At 52.0% G+C, this 17,381-nt stretch carries 20 protein-coding genes and 2 tRNA genes; 6 read left to right on the forward strand and 16 right to left on the reverse strand.

Annotation, left to right across the window (positions count from 1 at the left end):
- The first annotated feature begins 6 nt into the window (after window positions 1-6).
- A complete protein-coding gene (gene cgi121 / locus BWM17_RS07635; RefSeq protein ID WP_309493336.1) occupies window positions 7-594 on the forward strand; it encodes a KEOPS complex subunit Cgi121 in 588 nt (195 codons plus the stop codon).
- 11 nt (window positions 595-605) lie between these two features.
- On the opposite strand, the gene BWM17_RS07640 is transcribed toward cgi121, so the two are convergent.
- From BWM17_RS07640 to BWM17_RS07650, 3 genes are all read right to left on the reverse strand, one after another.
- Window positions 606-1,178: a THUMP domain-containing protein gene (locus tag BWM17_RS07640; protein WP_309493337.1), complete on the reverse strand. Its 573-nt coding sequence runs from the start codon at window positions 1,176-1,178 to the stop codon at window positions 606-608.
- Window positions 1,141-1,761, reverse strand: coding sequence for an L-threonylcarbamoyladenylate synthase (locus tag BWM17_RS07645; RefSeq protein WP_309493338.1), 621 nt, complete (start codon window positions 1,759-1,761; stop codon window positions 1,141-1,143). Before BWM17_RS07645 ends, BWM17_RS07640 begins: the two co-directional genes overlap by 38 nt.
- Before the next feature lie 96 nt (window positions 1,762-1,857).
- Window positions 1,858-2,004 (reverse strand) — tRNA-Phe (locus BWM17_RS07650).
- Window positions 2,005-2,111: 107 nt separating this feature from the next.
- Between BWM17_RS07650 and BWM17_RS07655 the strand changes: the two genes are divergently transcribed.
- The 3 genes from BWM17_RS07655 (at window position 2,112) to BWM17_RS07665 (ending at window position 3,798) form a co-directional block, all read left to right on the forward strand.
- Entirely contained in the window at window positions 2,112-3,332 is a 1,221-nt protein-coding gene (locus BWM17_RS07655; RefSeq protein ID WP_309493339.1) for a phosphoglycerate kinase, read from the forward strand.
- Window positions 3,333-3,360: 28 nt separating this feature from the next.
- Window positions 3,361-3,460 (forward strand) — tRNA-Thr (locus BWM17_RS07660).
- 95 nt (window positions 3,461-3,555) lie between these two features.
- The gene (locus tag BWM17_RS07665; protein ID WP_309493340.1) at window positions 3,556-3,798 is read left to right on the forward strand and encodes a 4Fe-4S binding protein; all 243 of its coding nucleotides are present in this window, start codon (window positions 3,556-3,558) and stop codon (window positions 3,796-3,798) included.
- A gap of 181 nt (window positions 3,799-3,979) precedes the next feature.
- Here the strand turns inward: BWM17_RS07665 and BWM17_RS07670 are convergent, their stop codons facing one another.
- The 3 genes from BWM17_RS07670 to BWM17_RS07680 form a co-directional block, all read right to left on the reverse strand.
- On the reverse strand, window positions 3,980-5,038 hold the full coding sequence (locus BWM17_RS07670; protein ID WP_309493756.1) for an MBL fold metallo-hydrolase: 1,059 nt from the start codon (window positions 5,036-5,038) through the stop codon (window positions 3,980-3,982).
- 117 nt (window positions 5,039-5,155) lie between these two features.
- Complete coding sequence (locus tag BWM17_RS07675; protein WP_309493341.1) at window positions 5,156-6,034, reverse strand: hypothetical protein; 879 nt, start codon at window positions 6,032-6,034, stop codon at window positions 5,156-5,158.
- A complete protein-coding gene (locus BWM17_RS07680) occupies window positions 5,995-6,639 on the reverse strand; it encodes a Yip1 family protein (protein WP_309493342.1) in 645 nt (214 codons plus the stop codon). The genes BWM17_RS07675 and BWM17_RS07680 overlap by 40 nt, the downstream gene beginning before the upstream one ends.
- Window positions 6,640-6,852: 213 nt before the next feature.
- Here BWM17_RS07680 and BWM17_RS07685 point away from each other — a divergent pair, with 213 nt between their 5' ends.
- Complete coding sequence (locus BWM17_RS07685) at window positions 6,853-7,626, forward strand: phosphoribosyltransferase (protein WP_309493343.1); 774 nt, start codon at window positions 6,853-6,855, stop codon at window positions 7,624-7,626.
- A gap of 10 nt (window positions 7,627-7,636) precedes the next feature.
- Here the strand turns inward: BWM17_RS07685 and BWM17_RS07690 are convergent, their stop codons facing one another.
- Together BWM17_RS07690 and BWM17_RS07695 are read right to left on the reverse strand one after the other, a co-directional pair.
- Entirely contained in the window at window positions 7,637-7,945 is a 309-nt protein-coding gene (locus BWM17_RS07690; protein WP_309493344.1) for a thioredoxin family protein, read from the reverse strand.
- 113 nt (window positions 7,946-8,058) lie between these two features.
- Window positions 8,059-8,388, reverse strand: a complete 330-nt coding sequence (locus BWM17_RS07695; protein ID WP_309493345.1) for a DsrE family protein — start codon at window positions 8,386-8,388, stop codon at window positions 8,059-8,061.
- 184 nt (window positions 8,389-8,572) lie between these two features.
- Here BWM17_RS07695 and BWM17_RS07700 point away from each other — a divergent pair, with 184 nt between their 5' ends.
- The gene (locus BWM17_RS07700; RefSeq protein WP_309493346.1) at window positions 8,573-9,298 is read left to right on the forward strand and encodes a DapH/DapD/GlmU-related protein; all 726 of its coding nucleotides are present in this window, start codon (window positions 8,573-8,575) and stop codon (window positions 9,296-9,298) included.
- Between the two features lie 21 nt (window positions 9,299-9,319).
- On the opposite strand, the gene BWM17_RS07705 is transcribed toward BWM17_RS07700, so the two are convergent.
- The 8 genes from BWM17_RS07705 to BWM17_RS07740 all read right to left on the reverse strand — a co-directional run bounded on the left by BWM17_RS07705 (window position 9,320) and on the right by BWM17_RS07740 (window position 17,224).
- On the reverse strand, window positions 9,320-10,528 hold the full coding sequence (locus BWM17_RS07705; RefSeq protein ID WP_309493347.1) for an MFS transporter: 1,209 nt from the start codon (window positions 10,526-10,528) through the stop codon (window positions 9,320-9,322).
- Window positions 10,529-10,812: 284 nt separating this feature from the next.
- Window positions 10,813-11,496, reverse strand: a complete 684-nt coding sequence (locus tag BWM17_RS07710; RefSeq protein ID WP_309493348.1) for a ubiquinone/menaquinone biosynthesis methyltransferase — start codon at window positions 11,494-11,496, stop codon at window positions 10,813-10,815.
- Window positions 11,497-11,579: 83 nt separating this feature from the next.
- On the reverse strand, window positions 11,580-12,140 hold the full coding sequence (locus BWM17_RS07715) for a CD3072 family TudS-related putative desulfidase (RefSeq protein ID WP_338140516.1): 561 nt from the start codon (window positions 12,138-12,140) through the stop codon (window positions 11,580-11,582).
- A gap of 125 nt (window positions 12,141-12,265) precedes the next feature.
- A complete protein-coding gene (locus tag BWM17_RS07720; protein ID WP_309493351.1) occupies window positions 12,266-13,651 on the reverse strand; it encodes a monomethylamine:corrinoid methyltransferase in 1,386 nt (461 codons plus the stop codon).
- A gap of 17 nt (window positions 13,652-13,668) precedes the next feature.
- Window positions 13,669-14,358, reverse strand: a complete 690-nt coding sequence (locus BWM17_RS07725; protein ID WP_309493352.1) for a corrinoid protein — start codon at window positions 14,356-14,358, stop codon at window positions 13,669-13,671.
- Window positions 14,359-14,500: 142 nt separating this feature from the next.
- Window positions 14,501-15,274 carry an ABC transporter ATP-binding protein gene (locus BWM17_RS07730; RefSeq protein ID WP_309493353.1) on the reverse strand — a complete coding sequence of 258 codons (774 nt, stop codon included), beginning with the start codon at window positions 15,272-15,274 and terminating at the stop codon, window positions 14,501-14,503.
- Complete coding sequence (locus BWM17_RS07735; RefSeq protein WP_309493354.1) at window positions 15,274-16,023, reverse strand: ABC transporter permease; 750 nt, start codon at window positions 16,021-16,023, stop codon at window positions 15,274-15,276. Before BWM17_RS07735 ends, BWM17_RS07730 begins: the two co-directional genes overlap by 1 nt.
- A 109-nt stretch (window positions 16,024-16,132) precedes the next feature.
- Entirely contained in the window at window positions 16,133-17,224 is a 1,092-nt protein-coding gene (locus BWM17_RS07740; protein WP_309493355.1) for an ABC transporter substrate-binding protein, read from the reverse strand.
- Between the last annotated feature and the right edge of the window lie 157 nt (window positions 17,225-17,381).

Consider the following 17,381-nt stretch of genomic DNA (forward strand, 5'->3'; position numbering starts at 1 on the left):
AGAGGTTTGGGAAGACCGGAAACTTTAGGGGAACTCGGCCGTCACGTTTCTCAGAGGCTTTTGATAAAAGGCTTTAGAAAAGTGAAACTGAGCGCCTTGGAGAGCTTCCTCCCCCGGTTAAGGGAGACCGTGGGGGGTGCGAAGGTTCAGCTGTTTGACGCCGACAGGATTGGGGGGCGGAGGCATTTAGAGGCGGCTGTTTTGAACGCTGTGAGGGCTTTTCAAGACGGCTACAACATTTCCCGAAGCTTTCCTGTTGAGGTCATGGTGTATGCGTCAGCCCAGAGGCAGATTGGAAAAGCCTTCCAACTGGTGGGGTTGAGGCCTGAAACCGAAAACGTGGCCGTCCTCATCTTCGAGGCGAAAAAATCGGAGGCTGAAAACCTTCTCAAAAGGCTTCATGAATTGATGGGCGGCAAAATGGATGACAGAGTGGTGAGCACTCCCAAGGGAAAACATCTCAAGGTTTTCAAAAGAATCTTCAACATATCTGATCGAGAGATCGAAGCGGTGAAGACGAGGGGAGAGAGCGAAGGGGAGGCTGCGGTGAAGATTGCCTTGGAGAAAGTGTCCCTCCTATCCGCTGGGAGGTAGAGGGCGCTGGGTTAGATTTTCTCCTTTGCCACCGACAGGATGTCTGAGGGCTTGAGGAGGGAAACGCCTGCCTTACTGCCCAGAACTTCGATGAGAAGAACCTTGTCTGGATGTTTCAAGTCCACTTTCCTGTTCACCTCCCTCGCAACGGCCTCGATGATTTCTGCACGGTGAAGGCTGGTGTATCTTTTTTCAACTTCAACCTTAAATTTTTCTTCTGCACCAATTTTGGAGGCCAGCTTCCGAGATGCGGCTGCGATTTCCTCCAAGTTTGCAGGAACAACTTCATGGATGGGGATCACCTTCAAAACATATCGGAACTCTTCAGGTCTTTCAGCCAAGAGAGCCTTCAACTTTTCCACTGTTTCCACAGCGTCCAGCCTCGTCCTAGCCACCACCAAACCTCGGATGGAAGTCCGGTCTACCTGAGCTTCGGGGTCTCCCACCTCTTTGAGGAGATACCAAGTTTCTGAGCATGCTAAGCTTTCTTTCCCCCTCCAAGTGGAAATGAGAAGGTTGAAGTTTTCCAAACCTTTCACCCGCCTATCAAAGCTTCCCCAACACTTGGGAAAGCTCCTCCACATCCACCGCTCCCCTCCTCAGAACTTTAGGCTTCTCAGCTGAAAAATCCACTACGGTGGAGCCTACCCCGAGGGGGGTTCTTCCTCCGTTCAGGATCATGTCCACCCTCCCTCCCAACTGGGCTGCGGCTTCTTCCGCCGTTTTAGGCGGGGTCTCCCCCGTCAGGTTGGCGCTGGTTCCCACTAAAGCTCCTCCGCAGAGTTCGATCAAGCTTAAAGCTATGGGGTGGCGGGGCACCCTCAAACCTATGAGGGAGGGGTCTCCGCCCAAACAGCTGGGCGCCTCCGGCTTCCGCCTCAACACCAAGGTCAGGGCGCCGGGCCAGAACTTTTTCGCCGCCTTCAACGCGGCTGGGGGAAAGTAGCCTAATCGACGGGCTTTTTCCAAGCTGGATACCAGCAGAGGAAAGGGTTTCCCGGTTCTGCCTTTGACTCTGAAAGCTTTTAACACCGCCTCTTGGTTGTAGGGGTCGCAGCCTAACCCGTAGAGGGTGTCGGTTGGATAGACTACAAGGCCTCCTTTTTTCACGATTTCCGCCGCGGCCTTGAGGTTCTTTTTTGAAGTTGAACGCAAAAGTATTTTCAAAGGTATTCCTCGACGGGGTCCTGTTAAATTTAACCTATCGCTACCTGTTAAGGTTTCAGTCTTCTCTTGATTCTTCAAGGATATTAGCTAGTTGTTTGGTGCCGGGGGCGAGCTTCGAACTCGCGACCTTTCTCCGGCGGCTGCCTCTGGATTATGAGTTTCGCTCCCCTGCGCTGAACGTTGGGGTCCAGCGCTTTAGTCCAGCCCATTTTAAGGGGCTCTAACCAGCTGAGCCACCCCGGCACTTCCTTTCAAGACAGGTGGGACAGGTGTTATAGAGTGAAACTAACGGTTATAAAAGTTTGGAAGAATAATTATTTCATCAAACTTGGGGAGAGGGAGCTGTCGAGATGGAGTATTTGACTCTCAACGATGTGGACACGGAGGATAAAACGGTTTTTTTGAGGCTTGACATAAACGTGCCCATCAACCCGGAAACAGGCCAGATTTTGAACGACGCGAGGATCAGGGCGGCTGTGCCTACGCTGAAAAACCTGAAAAACGCCCGCGTGGTTGTCGGCTCACATCAAAGCAGGCCGGGAAAAGACGATTTCATCTCTCTCCAAGCCCACGCTTTAGCCTTGAGGAAATATTTCGGGTGGAGAGTTAAATTCATCGACGATGTCATCGGACCTAAGGCTAGGGAGGAGATCAGAAAAGTGGAGAAAGGGGAGGTTCTCGTCCTAGACAACCTCAGATTATGCTCTGAGGAAAACATTGAGGCTCCACCCGAGAAGCTGGTGAAAACAATCTTCATCCGAAGGCTGGCGCCCCTGTTTGACTTGTTCGTCAACGACGCCTTCGCCGCAGCCCACCGGAGCCAAGCTTCCATCGTCGGCTTCGCCGAGCTCATGCCTGCTGTGGCAGGTAAAACCATGGAAAGAGAGCTGAAGGCCTTGGAGGCCACCTTGGAAAAGCCCAAGAGGCCTTGTGTCTACGTCTTAGGCGGAATCAAGGTGGCGGACAGAATACCTGTCTTAGAAAACGTTCTTGGAAGCGGGGAGGCTGACAAGATTCTCCTCGGAGGCTTGCTGGCTGAGTTCTTCCTCTACGCTGCCGGCCATAGGCTCGGCCAGAAAAACGAGGAGAAGCTGAAGGGGTTTCTCCCCCTCCTAGATAGGGCGAAAAAGCTTCTCGAAGCCTACAAAGACAGACTCATCTTACCCTCCGACCTAGCTGTTCTGGAGAACGGGGAGAGAGTTGAGAAACGTGTGAAAGAGTTTCCCCTGAACTCCGTGGCCCAAGACATAGGGGTGGATACGCTGGTTTCCTACAGGGGAATCATCAAAAAGGCGGGAACCGTCATCGCCGACGGCCCTGTGGGCGTCTTTGAAAAGGAACCCTTCAGCTTGGGCACTAGAGAGATCCTAGAGGCCATGGCGGAGAGCAACGCTTTCACCGTGGTGGGAGGCGGACATGTGGGCGGAGCCGCTGAGCTCATGGGGTTGAAGGAGAAAATCGGCCACATCAGCACAGGTGGGGGGGCCATGCTGGCCTACCTGTCCGGCCAAAAGCTCCCAGCTTTGGAGGCCCTAAAAAAGGCAGCCAGAAGGTTTAAAGGAAAAACATAAAACCTTGAAAGCCCTCCACAGTGGAAGAGCCCCGGTAGCTAAGCCAGGTTATAGCGATGGCCTTGTATCCTCACCGTGCATTTTGAAAAGAAAGCCATCGGTCGAGGGTTCGAATCCCTCCCGGGGCTCATTTCCCTACAAGGGTGAGAGTGCGCTCGTCTCCCGTGGTTGAAAAGGTTTTTTAAGGTTACCTTCCAGTTTATAGCTTAGGAAGAAAAAGGGAATGCCAAGAATACAGATCAACTTGGAATTGTGCGACGGATGCGGAACCTGCGTTTACGTCTGCCCTGCATCCGTTTTAGAACCCCACGGCAGAAAAGTGAAGGTTGCAAACCCTGAAGCCTGCTTGGGAATACGGGCGAAAAATATCTGCGCTGAGTGCATGGAGAAAGAAGAGTCATGCTTAGGGTGTCTTGCCTGCGTTAAAACATGCCCTACAGCCGCCATTGAAATATTCGAAGCCTAAACAGGCATCCTCAGTTCCACCTTAATTAATCTCCTTATCCGCCAGCTTCTTGAAAAGCGGCCATATATGGCATGATTTTTATCGGATGGGAAATCACGAGGTCTGCCGCGTGGTTAGCATATAGCTTCTGTTTCCTCTGTTCCTTAGAGGGCTTTGACCTAGAATAACGCCTATAAGGCGGTTAAGAGGACAGTAGGCAGGCTGGTTTTTTGCCCAGAAGCTCGGCGGCTGTGGTGACTTTTTTCCCCTCCTTTTTCGCCGTCTCCCAGATGGGGCGGGTTCTTTCCATAAACTTCGACTCCCGGGGTAAGTGGTGGTCGTAGATGAGGAGACGGCAGGAGGGGGTTTCTCTCACGATCTTTAACGCGTTCTGGAGGGTTCGGTTGAAGTTGATGAGGTTGAGGGTGTAGCCGAGCATGTAGGTCATGGGGCCGTCTAGAAAAAGCACATGAGGGTCTTCCTCCGCTATCCACTGGGCATAGTCTTCGATGACGGGGCCGTTGAGGTCTGAAGAGTGAATGAGCTTTTCGCCGCCATGCTCCACCACGATGGAGAAAATCCAGCCTACCCTCGAATATTCGATGCCGTGAAAGAGAGGCCCCTTAAACCTCAGCCTCGTCCCTCCGAATCTGAATTCTCTGCCCTCCGGGAAGACCACCTGGGTTTTTCCGAATTTAAGCTCTGGGATGACCCTGTATTTTCTCCACTTGTTCACCCTTGCTTTGAACCATTTTTCTCCCGCCTTCAACAAGGCCTTCCGCCTTTCACCGTAGTCCCCGAAATCTTTCTCTCTGGAGAGAACTAGGCTGTCCCGCGGGTCGACGTATTCTTGGGGCTGCGGTTCTTCCAGGGTTTCCTCCAATCTGACTCCTCCCAGCTCTGCGCAGAAATGTTGAAAAAACTGCTCAGCCCTGCTTCTCTGGGAGTCGTTGATGTAGCAGTTGGGGTTTTTGGCGAAGAGAAGCTTGTTTCTGTAAAGGCCTCCCTCAAAGTCGATGAAATGGTCGTAGTGATAATGGGAAAGGGTCACCAGGTCTGCTTTTCTCGCGGCGGAGCGGATGGCCTTCCCAGCTGCTTCATACCAGCGGAGTTTCTGCTCTTCTGAGGCTGGGAAGCCGGGGTGCATAACCGCCACTCCGGGGTCGATGATGAGCTTTACATCCGGTGTTTTAACCAAGACGCAGGAGGACTTGGCTCCCAGAGAATCAAACCATACAATCTCGAAGCGAATATATTTCATATCCACATAGAGGAGGAGGCAGCTGATAAGTTAAGGCCTTTTCGCCAATTTTAATTCAGAAACCTGAAAGCCGAATCCGCGCCCTCTACACGAAGCTGACCGGTTTCTGGACCGGGTTTAGGGGAAGCCTAGGGAGTAGGGCTGGTTTATAGCGATACCGCCCACACCCACCTGTAAGTCGACATCCAGCCGGGTAGGAGCTTCTTCGTAGCCGGGGGTTCTTATCTCGCTTTCCAAGGCTGTGCTCTTGACCACCTGGAAGCCTCGGCTGTTTAGGGCTATCCCCCCTGTGTCTACGAGAGCGGTAAGCCGTCCTCCAGCGGGAGGAGTGAGGGTGAAACTTTCCAGCTGGATACCGCCTACTTCAACCCTAGCGGAGACCAGGGCGTTTTCTTGAAGATTCGGCCTTTCAACTTTCAGCCTTATTCCCCCCGTGTTCGCCCTCAGCTCTAGGCGGTTGAAGGATGCACCTTCTAAAGCTTCCAAGGATGTGCCTCCAAGATAGGCGACGTGAAGCTTAAGGCTGTCCACGGTGGAATCCTCCGTTAGCCTGACGGAAACACCGCCCACACCTACCTCCACAGCGAGGCTGTAGACTTGTCCGCTGCCGAGGATCACCTCGAACTCACCCTCCTCGGCGAAAACCTTCACTGCCAGCACGCCATCCATCTGGGTATAGGAGATGCTAGGTTCAGGAATGTTGTTGCCTTTAACTATGATTTTGTAGAGGAGACCCGCGTCTTCGACGAAGGACATGTTAACTCCACCCCTCTTCACCGTCATGTCAAACTGAACATGAACCACCTCCCCAACCAGCCGAGGCTTGGTGAGGGCGTATTCCCTGAAAGCTTCAGGTTTCCTCTCAACTCCCATGGCAGTGTAGACTGAAGCTGCAGTATAAGCTAGGGAAAGGAGGAGAAGCCCTATGATCACGGACCCTAGGATGGGGGAGCCTTTCACCCCCAGAAACCTCCCCACATCAGAGGAGCCGCCCAAGTTAACCCAGTGAAGAGGACGAGGTAAACCAAGAGAGGCGCCACGAAGGCGGAGACAAAGGCTCTTCCAAAGCTGATGCGGTGGCTTCTCTCTACGGCTATCACCAAAAGAAGCACCGTCCAGAAGACGGCTGTCAGCCCTAAGAATGCAGCGTAGGGCAAGAGGAAAAGATTCAACCACCCCAGCGCCAAGCCTACTGCGACGAGGAAAAACGGTGTAGCCGCGTAGCCTTGGAGAGTGAAAACCTGAGCAAAGGAGCCTTCCCCGCCGAAGACCACCCGGGCGCAGAAATGGGAAATGGCCGAGGATATCAGCCAGAATAGGAGAACACAGACGAAGCTGAGCACACCCAAGGCGATGGGGAAAATGAAGAAAAGCTGAACTGCCGCCTGCGGGAAGACGGCGCCTCCCAACCATGGACCCGTGGAGGCGAAAAAGGCCGCTGCCAGTTTGGCTATGCCCATGCCCGCCATTCCCCCTAGGATGCCGAAGATGAGGGCAACCGCTGCCAGCGCCCCCAAGAAGCTTGCACCTTCGTCAAGCATTCGGTCGAAGGTGTGAATGGGTTCGATGAGGGTTCCGCCTAACTTTGACAGAAAACCCATCCGCAGATCAGCCGAAAGTGGCTGTTGAGGGTTTCCCGAAGACATTTCAACCATACTTGTTAAGGGGCTGTAAAGTATAAAAAATTCTTCCCCCTCCATTCCCGCTAAACAGAACGGGAGTCTTGGGGAGAAGCTAAGCCTCCAACCTACTCCTAAGCCGGTTCGAAGGGGGAGAGACGCTGGTTTTAAAAATTCTCCGCCCAAACAAATCATATGGTGACCGGATTGAGCCCTCCCCAAGGTTTCGAAGCTAACTTTATCGAAAAAGCTTTGGAGGGTATTAAAGACAGACTGCTGAGAGATAAGGCCCTTACAGGGAGAACCTTCGTGTTCAGGGACAGAATCCACGCTGGCATGCTTTTAGCTGAAAAGCTTAAAGAAAGCGGCATTGAGGACTCTTTTATATTAGCGGTGCCCAGCGGCGGAGTTCCCGTAGGCCGCATGGTAGCGGAAAAATTGAGAGCCCCTCTCGACTTGGCTATCTGCCGAAAACTTCCAGTTCCCTCCAATCCTGAAGCAGGCTTCGGAGCCGTGGCTCCTGACGGAACCTTGGCGTTGAATCAGCCTTTGGTCAGGGGACTCGGCTTAACCGAAGAAGAAATCAGTAGAACGGTTTCCCGAGTCTTGGAGGAGATTAGGAGGAGGGATCAGGTCTTTAGGCAGGGGAAGCCCTTCCCTGACATGGCCGGTAAGTCTGTGGTCTTGGTCGACGATGGGCTGGCTTCTGGCTATACCATGCTGGTGGCTGCCATGTTCTTGAGGAAAAGGAACGCTGGCAGAATAACCGTGGCCGTCCCCACGGGCTCGGTGGATGCTTTAATGCTGGTCGCCCCGCAGGCAGATTTGATATGCTGCCTCAACATACGAAGCAGCCTCTTCGGCTTCGCCGTAGCTGACGCCTACGAGCACTGGTACGACCTAGATGACGGAGAAGTCCTGAGACATCTTCAAGAAGCTCGAAAAATTCATCAGCTTAACCCTACTTGAAGTAAACTTTCTACTTTTCTCCTTTTCTAGCTTGGATGGCTAGGAGGAGTTCTTCCGGCTGGGGTATACGTCCTGATAGGAGGAGCTTCCCGTCGACCACGAAGGCTGGGCTTACCTTAACTCCGTAGCGAGATGCTTCTTGGGCTAGGCCTCGGTGGACTTCGATTTCAACTTCCGAACCGTACTTCCTCTTCACTTCTTCGATGAGGGTGAGAATTTTACCCCAATAGCAGAGAGGTTGGCAGGTGAAGACTTCAAACTTGGTGACCATTGAAAACTTCAGACCCCTTTCTCTTCCCCGGCGGCCTGTTTGTTTCATAAACTAGGGGCTCTGTTCTGGTGTCACTCTTCACAGGTCCGCAATACCAGCTTTCATCATTGCCTAAGCTCTATGGGCGCGGGGTTCCCCAAATAGTTTTCGCGCATTCCAGCCTAGCCTATGGAGATGATTCTGTCGGATTCTTCCACCAGTTTCAGCAAGTCGGCCATGGTGGACACAGGGCAAAGCTCCACGGTGTCTTTCCCTCTCAACTTCAGACAGGTTCCGCAGGCTAGAATTTCCCCCTTTTCCTTGAGAAACTGGGTGAGCTTGTTTTTTACGTCGAATTTTTCGTCGCCGATTTCCTCCAGTTCAACCCCTTTTCCCAGCAGGAAAATCCTTGTTTCATGCCCCTTCGCCAAGGAGGTGATGCCGAGCCTGAGGGCGTTCCACACCTTCTCAGCGTCGTTGGTTTCGATGATGATGCCTATCTTCATGGTCATCAATCTTTTATAGATTGTATATTTATTATTTTTATTTACATATAAATTGACCGCGCATTAACTGAAAAACCCATTAAAATCCTTTCAGATGTCATTTAGCAATAAACCTAAATTTCTTTTCGCCCCTGATAGTTAGAATTTGATGGGCTTAAGCCTCTAACCGTTAAAAAGGCAGGGGAAAAACATGCAAAGAAAAGGGTTAAAGATTTCTGCCAGCTGCAGAGTGGAAGCAGGGAGTAAACTGTATGGAAAGATCCGCCTTGGAGAACGGGTCAAGGTGGATTTTAACGTTCAAATCTACGGTCCAGCCCGCATAGGCGACGGCTCCTACTTGGGGGCTCACAGCATCGTAGGCTATCCTCCCCGAAAGGACTTGAAATCTATCCTGGTAGACGAAGGATGGAAGGAGGAGACTGAAAACAGAAGACCTGTGAAGCTGGGTAAAAACGTCATCGTAAGGCCCAGCTGCACTATCTACTCTGACGTGGAGCTGGGAGATGGAGTGGAGCTGGGCCACAGCGTCCTTTTAAGAGAGGGCGTAGTGGTGGGAGAAGACACCCTCATTGGCAGCGGGGTGGTGGTCGACGGCCACTGCCATATCGGCGCCCATGTGTCCATTCAGACAGGCGCCTACCTGTCCGCCTACAGCAGAATAGAGTCCCGCGCCTTCCTAGGGCCCCGCTGCGTCCTCCTCAACGACAAATACATGAAGTGGAAGACTACCCCTCTGCGAGGGCCCGTGGTGGGGGAGGCTGCGAGCATTGGGGGAAACGCCGTGCTCATGCCTGCGGTAAGGGTGGGAAAGAAGGCAGTGGTGGCCGCGGGGGCTGTGGTCACGGAGAACGTGGCGGCTAAAACCATCGTAGCCGGGGTTCCTGCCAGAAAAATAGGCACCACCTCCGACAAATAGTCTGGATTGAAGCTCACCAGTTTAGCCTGAACCGGTCGGAGGCCTGTGTTTCCTAGGTGGGCGTGTCAAAGCGATGGATAGGAGGGCTGAGAAGGTTATCAGACCCCCGGCTAGGAAAGCCTCCCGATAGCCTCCGGTTACGTCGATCAAGTATCCGCCAAGCACCGGGCCTATTCCTATGCCGATCCCGTAGGCTAACCCCTCAAAAACCCCGTAGACGACTCCGATGGATTTTGAGCCGAAAAAGTCCCCGATGATCGCTGGCATTTGAGGTATGAAGCCTCCGAAGGCGTAGCCGAAGACGGCGGCTGAAAGATAGAGCGCAAAAGCGTTCTTCACCCCCACCAGCGAAATGATGCTTCCGGTGAGCAGAGCGAGGCAGATCACCAACGCTCGAACCCTCCCAATCCTGTCAGAAAGAGGCCCTATAGTGAGTCTCCCAAAAATGCTTGAAACACCGAAAACACTCAAGGCCCCCGCTGCCGTGAGAGGCTGAATACCAGAGGCGATGGCGAAGGGAACCACGTGAACCAGAGGGATGAAAGTGCTGGTGAAGAAGAGGAGGTAGGTGGAAAGGATAAGCCAGAAGGCCTTGGTCCTAAGCGCTGCACCTAGGCTTAGGCTTTCTGGGGGAGAAGCCTCACGGATGTTCCCAGCCTCTTCGGAGAGTTCACCGTGGGCTTCCAAGGCTTCCCGGCTGGGATTTTTAATCAGCACTATGCCCACCAGCATAAGACTCCACACCAGCACACCGCAGACCACGAAGGCTTCCCGCCAGCCGTAAAGGGCTATCAGCCGCTCGACGGCGGGAGGGATCAGAATAGCACCCAACCCAGCACCCACAGTGACCACGCTGAGGGCTGCGCCTCTTCTTTTGACAAACCATCTGACGACGGTGGAGTGGGTTGGAATGAACACTGCTCCGACCCCAAGCGAAGTCACCAAACCGTAGAAAAAGTAAAACTGTAGCAGATTCGCCGTTAGACTGGACAGCACTAGGCCTAGCCCCATTAGGAGGCCTCCAACTCCCAAGGGCAGCTTTGGACCGTAGGCATCCGTCAGCTTCCCCATCAACATGGCGGAGGCTACATAGGCTCCGGCGTGAACGGAGAAGGCTGCGGAGGTCTCCGCGTTGCTCCAGCCGAATTCGCTGCGCAGAGGAGTGAAGAAGACGCCGAAGGCGAAGAAGACACCGTACACCAAGGTTACGGCTAGCGAGCCCCCGACCACCAGCCAACCGTAGTAAAAACGCATAAGCCTCAGTTCCCTGCCTTTGATTTCAGCCGGTTAATAAGGTGTAAGCATCAATCTTATCAATGTTAACCTTTAACCCTGAAAATTTGCAGACACCCTTTCATCCGAGGTTCGAGATAAAAATCCCGGCTGAAAGCCTGCTCAGCGTTTCTCGGAAGATAGGCAGGATGTATCCTACGTGTCTCATCTAATTTTTTCAAGAGAATTTTTCTCCCTTCAGCTTAAACCGGCATCTCCTAGCCGGGGGCAAGCTGGCTGACCTATTTCACGCCCACATGAAGAGCAACTACGCCGAAAGCTAGGAGTTTAAAAGAAGCCTCCTGGAATCCAGCGTTCAAAAGCATCTCTGCAACTTGCTCCGCCGGGGGAAAGTTGACTGCAGAGGCTCCAAGGTAACGGTAAGCAGCTTTACGTCCAGATACTAGGCCGCCGAGCCATGGTACAATTTTTCTTAGGTATAGGTGGTAGAGAATTTTTAAAGGGCGTTGCTTCGGCTGGCTGGTTTCAACGCAGACAAACCTTCCTCCGCAGCGCAGCGTTCTCAGCACTTCTTTGAGGTATTCTTCAGCCTTAGGATTTCTGTAGGTGAGATTGCGGAAGGAGAAGGAGATGGCTATTCGGTCAACGCACCCCTCTTTAAAAGGCATGTGCGCCGCGTCCGCGAGGACTAGATCTATTTTGCTTCTCCTTCCAAGTTTTTTGCCCGCCGCCTTCAACATCGCCTTGCTGAAATCAAGCCCGACTATGCAGGCCTCGGGAGCAGCCTGCTTCAGGATGTGTAACGCCAAGTCACCGGTTCCGCAGCAGAGGTCGACCACAACTCCGCTTGAATTGCACTCGCGGGCGCAAAGCTTCCGCCAAACCCCGTCCAGCCCCCAAGTCAACAGGCGGTTGAGCAGATCGTATGTTCCCACCACGCCGTCAAACATCGGTTTAAGCGACATTCCACCCACGAGATGGAGATTAGTTGACGGGGACCGTTAGAATTTTAATCCCGCCGGTTGCCACGGAAGCCGGGGGCTTCGGGCTACAGAAGCTTTTTCAGCCGGGATAGGGCATCTTCCATAGACCCTACTTCAGGGGTTTCCGGTATGCCGATGAGGGGTATGTTCAAGTTTTTCTTTTTCATCTCATCCTCTAGAACCTCCATGTAGACGCCTTTTTCCGCCACTTGCTTCTGGCTTGGCAGCTTCTCCGGTATGAGTCCGCTCCAAGTTGGGTTTCTAGGCGTTTTGTTGACGCCGCAGCTGGGGCTTCCGTCTGCGCCTAGGATTGCCACTATCTTGTAGCCGCTTTTCTGATAGTCTTCTATCTGGTTTAAGATGAAATCAGCTAGCTTCTTGCAGTGTTCTCTGAAAGCCGGAGTGTCATATTGCTCCTTGACATACTGCCATCGACGTATTCCTAGGTAGGTGGTTTCAGGGCATGGCATTTGAAGGATACCCAGCCCGCTTTTGACCAAGAAGTCCACGACAGGCGTTATGACTCCGGGAAACTTAGCTATGCCTTGTATCTTCGCGTTCTGATTCAGAATGCAGTGCGTTGCAACAACGATTTTTTTGCTTCTCTTATCCTCCACCACGGTCACCCTATCCAAATTGACATGTGTTTCGCATTCGACCGTATTTTAGTATTTACACAGTGAAAAATCTCAGGCTGCGAAGGGCAGCTCCGGTGAAAGTGAGTTGCAAAAAGCTTGTTGGCGATTCTTTTTTATTCTAGCGGGATCCCGTGGTCTACGAGTTCCTTCTTCACCTTTCGATATATAGCAAGCCATTCGGGAATAGGCTTCAAGGTCTTCAAGTCGACGCACTCCTCGAACTTTTTCCCGGCGGGAGGTTCCTTTAATTTATCTTCATATCTGGCAACTAAGGTTTTCACGATCTCGTTTGCGTCTGAGCGTTTAACCCCAGCCGAGGCTTTACCTACTTCCCCTGCAAAGCCCGCTTCAAGGCCGCTGAAATAGTGCGGATACCTCCCCATGCGAGGGCGGATGCCCATTATGCACGCAGTGCCGGAGGACGCATGCCCGATGCACTGGGCTGCCGCTTCGTAGAGAAGCATGTCGGTGCACGGCCCTGCCACCGGGTTGATGTTGAAGAGAGTGATGTTATGAGTGTTCCTACTCTGGGATTGGCATGTGAGGCTGTTGGCCCAGATGGACTCCCGGCTGCTGCCTCCGAAAAGATGCCGAAGGTCGAAGACGGCTGCGGAAGGTATCGTCGCCTGATGCACCACGAGGATCAGAACGGCCGCAGCGTTGGCTGTTACCACGCATCCCTCCGGTGAACCGGAGTAGCCGCCGATCATAGAGTAATGGGCCGCCCCGACCGGACCGTTAAAATTGAGAGCCTGAGCTGTCTTGTTCAGCAGGGGATAGTTCGTCTTCAGGCATGAGGGGGGAAGACTCCACATGAGGTTCACCTGCGGGTCGGCAGCGTCCACAGTTCCATACGCGCCGATGGCGCCCCATCCGCTCACATCGGAGACGAGGAAAGGATAGGACATGCCGGGTCTTCCAGCCCTTCTCACCCCTTCCTTGGTCAACACGGCTTCCAGCTTCCCATAGACGGTCTCATAAGGGGTGGAGCCCTTAAGCGGCCTTCCATAGGCGGTGACGAGAGTAGGCTGGTGGATGATGTCCACCGACCTATATTGGGCTGCAGCTTGAACGGCTAAAACGAAGAGCTCCTCGGAGCACTCGGTGTCGAAGGGACCTAGAAACGTCGTCGGAGCCTGTCCGTCTTCCGGCTTCCTCGCTTTGCATACAACCTTGTCTAAGCCGGTTCCAAGTGCTACTTGGCTTCGCGCTTCTCTCAAAGCGCTTTTGAGTTCTTCCTCGGTGAATCTAATGTTCCTTTCAGTGTCAGTGCAGAGCATGCCTACTTCGACGGCGAACTCGAAGCCGGCTTCCCAGAACTTATCTGCCAGACTGTCGTCGGCGGGCACAGGGTTCTTGGGGTCGCAGACGCCCTCCAGCCCGTGTTCTTTAAGCTTCTCCGTCACTTTCGTCGGAATAACTTTGGTGTCCCAGTCCTTGACCTTGCAGACGGGGCCTGTGTGAATTCTATCCAAGACTTCTAAAAAAGAAACACTCATCAACCAACTCTCCTTGCTCATTCTTTTATCATCGGCTCAGGGAGAGGCGGCTTCACCCTTTTTCCCAGAAGCTGTTTGCACACCTCCACCCCATCGTCGGCCAGTCTTCCGTATCCGTCGGCGCCGATCTCCCTCGCCCATGCGGGGGTTATGGCGCCTCCTCCAATTATAATGTAATATCTATTCCGGAGACCCATGTCTTTCAGGTAGTCTGCGACCTCCTGCTGGTAAAGCCGGGTGGTGGTCATTAGGGAGGACATGGCTATGATGTCTGCTTTGACTTTTTCAGCTTCCTCCACGAACTTCATAGACGGCACATCTGAGCCGAGGTCGTGGACTTCGAATCCGGCTGCCGAAAGCATCACAGCCACGATGTTTTTGCCGATATCGTGAATGTCCCCCTTCACCGTTCCTATGACAACTTTTCCCGCTATGGCTTCACTTCTCCTTTCAGCCGTCAACTTGAAAAGAAGCACTTCCACACCAGCCTTGGTGGCGTCTGCCGCCAGCATCACTTGAGGCAGAAATATTTCACAGTCATGAAACTTCTGGCCGACCACAGCCATACCTTTTCCAAGCCCTTCTTTGATGGCTTTCAGAGGGTCTATACCCGTCTTCACAGCTTCTTCAGCCGTGCTCTTCGCTGCCTCCTCATCCATTTCAATAACGGACCTAGCCAGCCTCTCCAAAATGTCAACTTCAGACAATTCAGACGTAACCTCTGTCTACGACTAGAGTCATCCGAAGACCAGCGAATTTAAGCGTTTCGGTTACTCGCGTTGGAAAAGCCTGAAGAGATGAGAAGGTTCTGCTGTGGCGAACGCAGAGCAGTTCATCGGATGACAGTCTCTAGCCGAGCCCTAATAATTTGTGAATGTCTAAGATATATTCGGAAAATTTTTTCTCTTCCCTATGCTCCAATCTTCTCGGCCGGGGTAGATCAATGACTATCTCTTTAGCTATTTTGCCTGGGCGGGGAGTCATAACCAGCACCCTGTCCGCCAGAAATACAGCTTCTTCAACATTATGGGTTATGAACAGTATTGTCTTTTTTGTTTCATGCCATATCCTCAAAAGTTCAAAGTTCATCTCATACCTTGTCAGCGCGTCCAGCGCACCAAAAGGCTCATCCATGAGCAACAGTAAGGGGTCATGTATCAGCGCCATACAGATGGAAACTCTCTGCTGCATTCCACCGGATAGTTCATGAGGGTATTTGTTCTCAAACCCTGATAGGCCGACCAGTTTGACCAGTTCAGGGATCTTTTCGTAATACTTCTTCCCCAGCTTGAGTACTTCGAGCGGTAGCATTATATTTTTGATAACAGTTCTCCAAGGGAAGAGGACGGGAAACTGGAAAACGATGCCTATGTTCGGCTGAGGTCCTTTCAGCAGTTTACCGGCTATACGGATTTCCCCGCTGGTTTCCGGTATTAAACCTGAGATAACATTGAGAAGCGTGGATTTTCCACATCCGCTCCTCCCGACGATGCAGATGAATTCTCCCTTCTTAACACTGAATGAAACGTCTTCTAAGGCCAGAACGTCCCCTCTTGGAGATTGGTAGACTTTTGTTAGATTTTTTACTTCAATCAGTTCTTCGGCTGAATTACCGGTTTTCATCACTCACGAATTCTCCATGGAATCAGCAATTTTTCCAGCAACACTATAGACCCGTAGAGTGTAAGCGCCAAAATGCATAACACCAATAAAGACGCAAAGGCGAAGGGGACGTTTAATGAGAAGTTGGAAACAAGCACGAGATAGCCAACTCCGGAGCTGGACGCTATGAATTCTCCTACCACAACTCCTACAACTGATAAAGTGATAGATACTTTAAATCCGTCAAACAGGTAAGGGAGGGCGTTCTTGAATCTTAATTTTCTGAGTATCTGCCATTCGGAAGCACGGAAAGAGCGCATCAGCTTCAACATGTTGGGGTCGATCTTTGTTAAGCCACTTATGGAGGCGATGACTATAGGGAAAAAGGCGAGGAAGAAGGAAACTAGCAATATGGACGGACTCCCATACCCAACCCAGATGACAAAAAAGGGAGCGATAGCCACCACAGGCAGCGACCGTATGGCGACCATCAACGGATACAGGGTAACCCTCAGAATCCATGAATAGGCAATTCCCACCCCAAGGACAAAGCCGAAGACTACAGCTAAAAGGAAGCCTTCCACAATTAAAAGAAACGTAAAGTACGTATTTCTCAAGAGCGTATCAAGATTATTCACAAGCTCGCTTGCTATGGCTGAAGGGGGTGGAAGAAAAAAACTAGGTATATTGAATATTTCTACCGCCATCTGCCACACTATAACCAGCATAAACATGAAAACTGTGAAGATTACTGGCTCTCTTATTCTCATCTTCGCACCCGATCCTGCCGGCATATCATATGTTTTTCGCTTCTTATCTAGCTCCCGCTACCCCGTAGGCTGTCAAACGGCTCATATTTGATGAGAGTGTAGCCGGCTGTTACATTACCTCCGCTATTATCGCATTGATGTTTTCTTCGGCATTTTCCGGTGGGAGTATTTTCGTCAAGTATTCGTTCGTGTAAATCCTTTCTAGGGGAACTTCTTCGAAGCCAAAAGCCTCCGACGCTATTTTTTGCGTAAAAGCCATTTTCTCTTCGGTTACCCAGCCCAGCCCCAATTTCGCAGTCTCTTCCGGGTTTCCTAAATACCCTTGCAGCCCAAACGCCAACTGAATTCTGATGTCTTCCCGTTTAAGCTCCGGGCGGTATTTGTGCATAGCGTCAACTGCTTCTTCAGGGTTGGCCATGGCGTCTCTGATGCCCATGAATGTGGCCTTTAAAAATCTCCGGATCAGCTCCGGGTTTTCCGCCATAAGATCCAAGTGTGCTACGATGGCATTATTGTACACGTCTAAACCCCAATCCGCGAAGTTGATGTGGTTGACTTTTTCCCATAGAGCTGCACTAGGAGACTCGCTGTAGAAGCCGCATATGTCGGTTTCTCCTGCAAGCAACGCTGAGACCGCTACCCCTGGATCAAGGTTTCGCATCTCTACGGTCGCGGGGTCAACACCGTTGATCTCTAAGAAGTAGGGCAGAAGTAGCGAGGTTTCGCTTGCAAAAGTCTGCCCATATATCTTCCCCACCATGTCCTGCGGCCCTTTTATTCCGCTGTCCTTTCTGACGATGACACCGTTTACGCTTCTGAGGTGCAGCATCGCCACTATCTTCAGCTGCGCACCTTCGGCTATGGCTTTTATGGTTCCGCTGGTGCCCGGCATGCCGAAATCAAATTTCTTGGCTTCCATGTTTTTTAAAACGTCGGAGGTTCCATATCCCCTAAATATCCTCAGGGACAGCCCTTCTTCTTCATAGTATCCCTTTTCCATGGCTAAGAAGAAGGGGGCATCCCTTCCGACGAAGGCCCATCCCGTTTGAAAAGTGACAATGGCGATTTCGGGTGCTGGTGTAGGTGGTGGAGCTCTTGCAGTTCCGGCGAGATATCCCCCAACCATGCCTACCGCAAAGCCTACTACGGTGCCTACGGCGGTTTTAAGCCATCCTCTTCGAGTAACTTTCTCATCTACCAAAATTCTTACCTCTCTCCTACCTTAGCATCTAAGCCCTATTTAAACCTACTGAGCTTGTTGAAAATCCCTTCTTCGCCCCGCTTACAAGCTTGAGCAAGTTTCGCAACTAAAGCCCAACGGATCCTTGGCTTCTTGTGTCTTAAGACTGCGAAAGATT

The organism is Candidatus Hecatella orcuttiae (assembly GCF_002009985.1).
GTDB classification, from domain to species: domain Archaea; phylum Thermoproteota; class Bathyarchaeia; order Hecatellales; family Hecatellaceae; genus Hecatella; species Hecatella orcuttiae.

Bases quoted from the DNA above. Each gene is read 5' to 3' on its own strand.
- BWM17_RS07700 (WP_309493346.1), top strand. From the start codon at position 8,573: ATGCAAAGAAAAGGGTTAAAGATTTCTGCCAGCTGCAGAGTGGAAGCA.
- BWM17_RS07730 (WP_309493353.1), bottom strand. From the start codon at position 15,274: ATGAAAACCGGTAATTCAGCCGAAGAACTGATTGAAGTAAAAAATCTA.
- BWM17_RS07720 (WP_309493351.1), bottom strand. From the start codon at position 13,651: ATGAGTGTTTCTTTTTTAGAAGTCTTGGATAGAATTCACACAGGCCCC.
- BWM17_RS07680 (WP_309493342.1), bottom strand. From the start codon at position 6,639: ATGGGTTTTCTGTCAAAGTTAGGCGGAACCCTCATCGAACCCATTCAC.
- BWM17_RS07670 (WP_309493756.1), bottom strand. From the start codon at position 5,038: ATGAAATATATTCGCTTCGAGATTGTATGGTTTGATTCTCTGGGAGCC.
- BWM17_RS07735 (WP_309493354.1), bottom strand. From the start codon at position 16,023: ATGAGAATAAGAGAGCCAGTAATCTTCACAGTTTTCATGTTTATGCTG.
- BWM17_RS07640 (WP_309493337.1), bottom strand. From the start codon at position 1,178: ATGTGGAGGAGCTTTCCCAAGTGTTGGGGAAGCTTTGATAGGCGGGTG.
- BWM17_RS07685 (WP_309493343.1), top strand. From the start codon at position 6,853: ATGGTGACCGGATTGAGCCCTCCCCAAGGTTTCGAAGCTAACTTTATC.
- BWM17_RS07695 (WP_309493345.1), bottom strand. From the start codon at position 8,388: ATGACCATGAAGATAGGCATCATCATCGAAACCAACGACGCTGAGAAG.
- BWM17_RS07655 (WP_309493339.1), top strand. From the start codon at position 2,112: ATGGAGTATTTGACTCTCAACGATGTGGACACGGAGGATAAAACGGTT.
- BWM17_RS07690 (WP_309493344.1), bottom strand. From the start codon at position 7,945: ATGAAACAAACAGGCCGCCGGGGAAGAGAAAGGGGTCTGAAGTTTTCA.
- BWM17_RS07665 (WP_309493340.1), top strand. From the start codon at position 3,556: ATGCCAAGAATACAGATCAACTTGGAATTGTGCGACGGATGCGGAACC.
- BWM17_RS07710 (WP_309493348.1), bottom strand. From the start codon at position 11,496: ATGTCGCTTAAACCGATGTTTGACGGCGTGGTGGGAACATACGATCTG.